The sequence below is a fragment of the Vibrio sp. 10N.261.52.A1 genome (assembly GCF_002876325.1).
GTDB classification, from domain to species: Bacteria; Pseudomonadota; Gammaproteobacteria; order Enterobacterales; family Vibrionaceae; genus Vibrio; species Vibrio chagasii.
Window position 1 is genome coordinate 1 of record NZ_MCYD01000905.1, and the last position, 5,754, is coordinate 5,754.

Annotated in this window: 5 protein-coding genes; 3 read left to right on the top strand and 2 right to left on the bottom strand. The window is 43.8% G+C overall.

Annotated elements, in window-relative coordinates:
• Positions 1-89: 89 nt before the first annotated feature.
• The gene (gene yghU, locus BCT81_RS19530; RefSeq protein WP_102425535.1) at positions 90-947 is read right to left on the bottom strand and encodes a glutathione-dependent disulfide-bond oxidoreductase; all 858 of its coding nucleotides are present in this window, start codon (positions 945-947) and stop codon (positions 90-92) included.
• 274 nt (positions 948-1,221) lie between these two features.
• Between yghU and BCT81_RS19535 the strand changes: the two genes are divergently transcribed.
• Positions 1,222-1,566, top strand: coding sequence for a YajD family HNH nuclease (locus BCT81_RS19535; protein ID WP_004740276.1), 345 nt, complete (start codon positions 1,222-1,224; stop codon positions 1,564-1,566).
• Between the two features lie 137 nt (positions 1,567-1,703).
• On the opposite strand, the gene BCT81_RS19540 is transcribed toward BCT81_RS19535, so the two are convergent.
• A complete protein-coding gene (locus tag BCT81_RS19540; RefSeq protein ID WP_061031149.1) occupies positions 1,704-2,084 on the bottom strand; it encodes a hypothetical protein in 381 nt (126 codons plus the stop codon).
• Between the two features lie 597 nt (positions 2,085-2,681).
• Between BCT81_RS19540 and BCT81_RS19545 the strand changes: the two genes are divergently transcribed.
• Entirely contained in the window at positions 2,682-3,917 is a 1,236-nt protein-coding gene (locus BCT81_RS19545; protein WP_102425536.1) for an OFA family MFS transporter, read from the top strand.
• Positions 3,918-3,973: 56 nt separating this feature from the next.
• Positions 3,974-5,638 carry a VRR-NUC domain-containing protein gene (locus BCT81_RS19550; RefSeq protein WP_102425537.1) on the top strand — a complete coding sequence of 555 codons (1,665 nt, stop codon included), beginning with the start codon at positions 3,974-3,976 and terminating at the stop codon, positions 5,636-5,638.
• The last annotated feature ends 116 nt before the right edge of the window (positions 5,639-5,754 follow it).

Genomic DNA, 5,754 nt, shown 5'->3' on the forward strand with positions numbered 1-5,754 from the left:
TAATAAAACTCAAATTGATTAATTACAGGATCAAAAAAGCGCCACATTCAAAAAGAATTTGTGACGCTTCTGTCTACCTTAAATAAAAACTAAGGCTTTAGTTTCAGTACCTTATCAATATCTTCAGCCGAGTGGCGCTCTGGTACTTGTTCCCACTCTTCACCCCATGAGCGGTTGATAATACGACCGCGTTGGAAGCCCTCACGCGCTTCAAGCAACTTCGCCCAGCGAACGACATTGGTGTAAGACTCAACCTGCAAGAATTCAGCAGCATCATAAAGGTTACCGAGTACTAGGTTGCCATACCAAGGCCAAATCGCCATATCAGCGATAGTCAGCTCTTCTCCAGCAACAAAGGTACTGTTTGCTAGCTGCTTATCCAGTACGTCTAGTTGACGCTTAGCTTCCATCGCGAAACGGTTAATTGGGTACTCTTGCTTTTCATCTGCGTAAGCGTAGAAGTGACCAAAGCCACCACCTAGGAATGGGGCTGAGCCTTGTGCCCAGAATAGCCAGTTAAACGTTTGAGAACGAGCAGCGCCCTCTTTCGGTAAGAAGTGACCAAACTTTTCAGCTAAATGAACCAGAATGGAAGCCGATTCAAAAACGTTCACGTCTTCATTGCCAGATTTATCGACCAAAGCAGGAATTTTCGAGTTAGGGTTTACACCAACAAAACCAGAAGAGAATTGATCCGACTCACCAATATTAATCAAGTACGCATCATATTCAGCTTCTTTCACGCCCGCAGCTAATAACTCTTCAAGCATGATCGTCACTTTTTGGCCATTCGGTGTGCCAAGAGAATACAGTTGCAGAGCATGTTCACCAACAGCCAGAGCTTTGTCGAATCGAGCGCCAGATTCAGGGCTATTGATGTTCGCCCACTTGTTACCACCGGCAGTATCGTTAACCCATACTTTTGGTGGTGTGTATTGATGTGACATGATATTTCCTTATTAGTATAGGGTCTTACCAACAGATATTAGGTCACATTTACTCGGTTAAAACCCCTCAATGCGTTTTCTTTTCAAACTGTTAAGCATGCCTTATTCCAGAACGACATATCCAACATACGGCCCCCTCTGTATAAGCGTTCACAAACCAGTCCAGCGCAAAATTGATGTTAGTTAAAGCAAAGCATCATTTAGTGACAACATCCCTAGAGCTTCAATAAAGCTGTGATAGTATCGACTGATTACAACAAATAGGAATTTGGCAATGTCTTCAGATTACAATGGCTCAAGCGCGGCATACGCTCGCCAGGAGCAAGGTTACCGTGAGAAAGCACTCAAACTTTACCCTTGGGTTTGTGGTAAATGTGCACGTGAATTTGTTTACTCGAACCTAAGAGAGCTGACGGTTCACCACGTCGACCACGACCACACCAATAACCCTGAAGACGGCAGTAACTGGGAACTATTGTGTCTTTACTGTCACGATCATGAACATTCTAAATACACAGACCACGAACGCTACGGTGTCGATGCCACAGCACGTTTAGACGACCACCAAACGGCGACACATAACCCGTTTGCTGATCTAGCGAAAATGATGAAGAAGTAAAACGCTCTTCATTCCTGGCTCGATAACAAGAAACCCCAGTATGTCGCCATACTGGGGTTTCTTTTATCTGAGGCCATATAGGTTCTCGCAGGATCAAAAAAGCCTTCCGAAGAAGGCTTTTGAAAATCTGTTTTTAACTATGCTGCAGCTTGCTTGCGAGATTCTTCAATCTGTTTCTCACGTTTCTTTAGTGTCAGCTTATCGCGGTAAGAGAACCACACGTAAGACACAACCACTAAGAAGAATAGGTAAGACAATGAGAAGATGAATGGTGACTGGATAATATCGTTAGAGATACCCCAAGACACACCTACCACTGTTACCGCGATTTTTGCAAAGAAACCGCACATTAGCAGCACTAGTGCTAGCTGTGGGAAACGTGTGCTGCGGAATGCAAGCCAGTAGCAACTACCCACTGCAAGTGCTGCAATGTAGAAACCGAACAAGAAAGAATGAATATGATCAGCGGCTGCTACACCACCAGTAATCGACATCAGTAGAATTAAAAATAGTTTCATAACACTTGCCTCTTAGTAGACTAGAAACGCATCCTTTCAAATTTGAAATCTCAGTTTGCGTACTATTTTCCCACTTTTTACGGACAAAACAAGCCCAAAAAACGAACAAATTGTAACCAACAAGAAACACAAAGCCCCTTATTAACAATCAATTAACATTCGTAAATTCAACAAACTAAGTTCCCTCTGGGGTTGTGGCGATTAATGCCCAATTTGATTTATTTTGTTACACAAAATTAACCACAGAAATAATTTAAAATTAATTGCAATGATGTGATGACAGCACGGTTTGTAGGGGCACTAGCAGGAAGAGATTGGGTAAAAAGCATGAATACTGGAGCCTAAACCAGCAAAGTGTACAAAAAAGAAAGGTGTTAACAACAACTGCAACACGCATAAAAAACAGTTCTTTAACAACTCAAGTTTAATTTTGATAAAAATGGAAAAAGAGATTCCAATCACATTTTTATTGGTTATAATCCGCGCTCTTTTGCGCTATCTGTTGATAAACGCAAACTAATTTTGAAGAAACAATCACAATAACCCGTCTTTAGTCCTGTGGCTCTCACTAGACCAAAGACAAAACTGAGAATAAAAATGAGCAAGATTGATAAAGCTACACGTATCCTGCTAGCAGGCTTCTGTATCAACCTTTGTCTTGGCATCCTGTATGCTTGGAGTGTATTTAACAAAGCCCTACAAGGTGAAGGCTGGTCTGCAGCTGAAGCATCAGCACCATACGCGACTGCAACAATCACATTCTCTATCTGTCTTCTTGTTGCTGGTATCCTACAAGACCGCATGGGTCCACGTAAGATCCTAATTCTTGGTACAGCTCTTACTGGCCTTGGCATGATCGCATCAGGTTTTGCTACTTCTCCACTGATGCTAAACATCACATTCGGTGTGATGGCAGGTGCTGGTATCGGCTTCGGTTACGCATGTCTTTCTCCTTCTGCAATGAAGTGGTTCCACCCTTCTAAGAAAGGTATGGTTAACGGTCTTATCGCAGCAGGCTTCGGTCTAGCGGCAATTTACCTTGCTCCAGTTACTGCTGCTCTTATCGAGAGCATGGGCATCCAAACAAGCTTTAAGATTCTTGGTGTTGGTGTACTAGCAATCGCTGTACCTCTAGCAGCAACAATCAACAACCCACCAGCGGGTTACGCTCCAGCTGAACCAAAAGTAAAAGCTGGCCAAGCTCCAAAAGCTGCTAAGAAGAGCGAAGACCTATCTTGGAAAGTAATGCTGAAGACTCCTCAGTTCTACTCTCTATGGATCATGTACGCGTTCGCAGCTTCTGTTGGTCTAATGATCATCGGTAACATCACAAGTATCGCAAGCGCACAAGCAAACCTACCGAACGCGGTTTACCTTGCTTCTATCCTTGCTGTATTTAACTCAGGCGGTCGTGTTGCTGCTGGTATGCTTGCTGACAAAATCGGTGGCGTTCGTACTCTTCTACTTGCGTTCATTCTGCAAGGTGCAAACATGGCGCTATTCGCTACGTTTAACACTGAGTTCACGCTAATCATCGGTACTGCAGTAGCAGCGGTTGGTTACGGTACTCTACTAGCAGTATTCCCAACGCTTACAGCTGAGTTCTACGGCCTTAAAAACTACGGTACTAACTACGGCGTGCTTTACACGGCATGGGGTATCGGTGGTGCAATCGGTACAGCGGTTGTTGGTTACTCGATGACTAACGGCGACAGCTACGGCCTTGCTTACACTATTTCTGCAGCAATGATGGCAGTATGTATTGTTCTAGCAATCATCACTAAGCCAATGTCTGAAGCGAAAGCGGCTGAGCTAAAAGCATCTCAAGCTTAATCTGATAAAAGATTGAATTTGAAAAGAAAGAGCTTAACCTTAGGGTTAGGCTCTTTTTGTATGAAGCGACGTATCAAGTGACATTAGAATCCACTCCTCAACTACACCCAACTTACTACCTCGACAATTTCAATCGACTGATTGAACACGCTCAAACGTACTACCCTGACCTTCTAAGCGCCGATGAAACTCGTTGGCTACAAGGTTACAAGCGCCTTTCTACACCTAGCCAGTGTTTAATGGTTCGTTTGCTGTCTCGTAAGGGGTGTTGGTTTCGCAGTGATAAACTCGACTACGTTGAAATACCCAACCTCTCAGATGCGCTGCAAGAGCTGAGCACATCCGGCTTTATCGCACTGAGTAATCCTAAAGCTACACACAACCTTGTCATCACAGAGCATGAGTTAGGCTTACACTTGCTCACCAAGCCTGAGCTATTAAACCTATTTCCTCCCCTCAAAAGCAGTAAGTCGGCTAAAAAGGACGTGCTATTGGGGCTGCTGACTCAACAACCTTTTGATAATTATCAAGCCTTAACATTTGACTGTATCCATGTTATCGAAGCCGAAGTTATCGATGTATTACTGCTACTCTTTTTTGCCAATACATACCAAGATCTCAGTCAGTTCGTTTTAAGCGATCTTGGCCTCAACACTTTTGAAAACTACCCATTGAGCAAGCAGCGTCGCTTCTTCAACTCCAGAGAGCAGCTCAATCAACTGATCTCAATGCGCGATGTTCAGCGCCAATATTATGAAAGTGACCGTAAGGACAGCGATGTTCTTGAGAACCTTTTGCAATCCTTACCGTGTGAATCAGAACATCGCACCATAGCGCGAAAACGCTCGCGCCTGATCAATGACATTGCTCGAGATCTAGAAAGACTCAATCAGAACGAAAAAGCCGTTCATTGGTTTAAGCAATCATCACTTCCACCGAGCAGAGAGCGGCTTGCTCGCATCTACGACAAGCAAGATGAACTAGACCTAATGAGTGACACTGTCACGGAGATGCAAACCAATCCATCTGACGTATCAGAACTGGAAGTCGCCGTTAAGCTTGAGCAGAGGTTGCTACGCAAGCAGGGACAAAAGGTTCCACGCGCTTCAAAGCCAACTTGCGAACAAATTAGATTGGAATTAGACCTAAGCCAAACCAGAGTCGAGCTTGCCGTTAAGCAATATTTTGAAGTTCAAGGTTGGGAAGTCTATTTTTCCGAGAACAGCTTTCTGTGTGGGTTGTTCGGCTTGGCGTTTTGGGATGTAATTTTCTCAGATGTCGAGGGGGCATTTATCAACCGCTACCAACATAGACCGCTGGATCTCTATCATTCCGACTTTCAACAAAAGCGTGAATTGCAAATCAATGCCGTATTCCAAACCATCTCGAGCAAAGGCATTGAACACTTGCTCGATGTCTATGATGAAAAGCTTGGCATTGCTAATCCGTTTGTTCATTGGAATCACTTCCCTAAAGCACTCATCGAACATAGCATCCACTCAGTACCACGAGCCTTGCTGATCGAGCTCTTCAAAGTCATATTGAGTGACCTAAAACTGTTTAGAACCGGAATGCCTGACCTGATCGCTTTTAAAGATGACCAATTTCACTGGATAGAAGTCAAAGGCCCTGGAGACAAATTACAAGACAACCAATGGCGTTGGATAAAGGAATTTGAGCGACTCTCAGTCCCCTTTTCTGTTTGTTACGTTAACCAGTAGGCCTGAATACTGAGCTCTATGCCCACAGCCAAGCCTTGCGAATCGCTCAATCCTATAGAGATCTTGTCTACAAAATTGTCAGAACATGAGCATTTTCAATCGTTTTCGATATAATT

Bases quoted from the DNA above. Each gene is read 5' to 3' on its own strand.
- yghU (WP_102425535.1), bottom strand. From the start codon at position 947: ATGTCACATCAATACACACCACCAAAAGTATGGGTTAACGATACTGCC.
- BCT81_RS19545 (WP_102425536.1), top strand. From the start codon at position 2,682: ATGAGCAAGATTGATAAAGCTACACGTATCCTGCTAGCAGGCTTCTGT.
- BCT81_RS19535 (WP_004740276.1), top strand. From the start codon at position 1,222: ATGTCTTCAGATTACAATGGCTCAAGCGCGGCATACGCTCGCCAGGAG.
- BCT81_RS19540 (WP_061031149.1), bottom strand. From the start codon at position 2,084: ATGAAACTATTTTTAATTCTACTGATGTCGATTACTGGTGGTGTAGCA.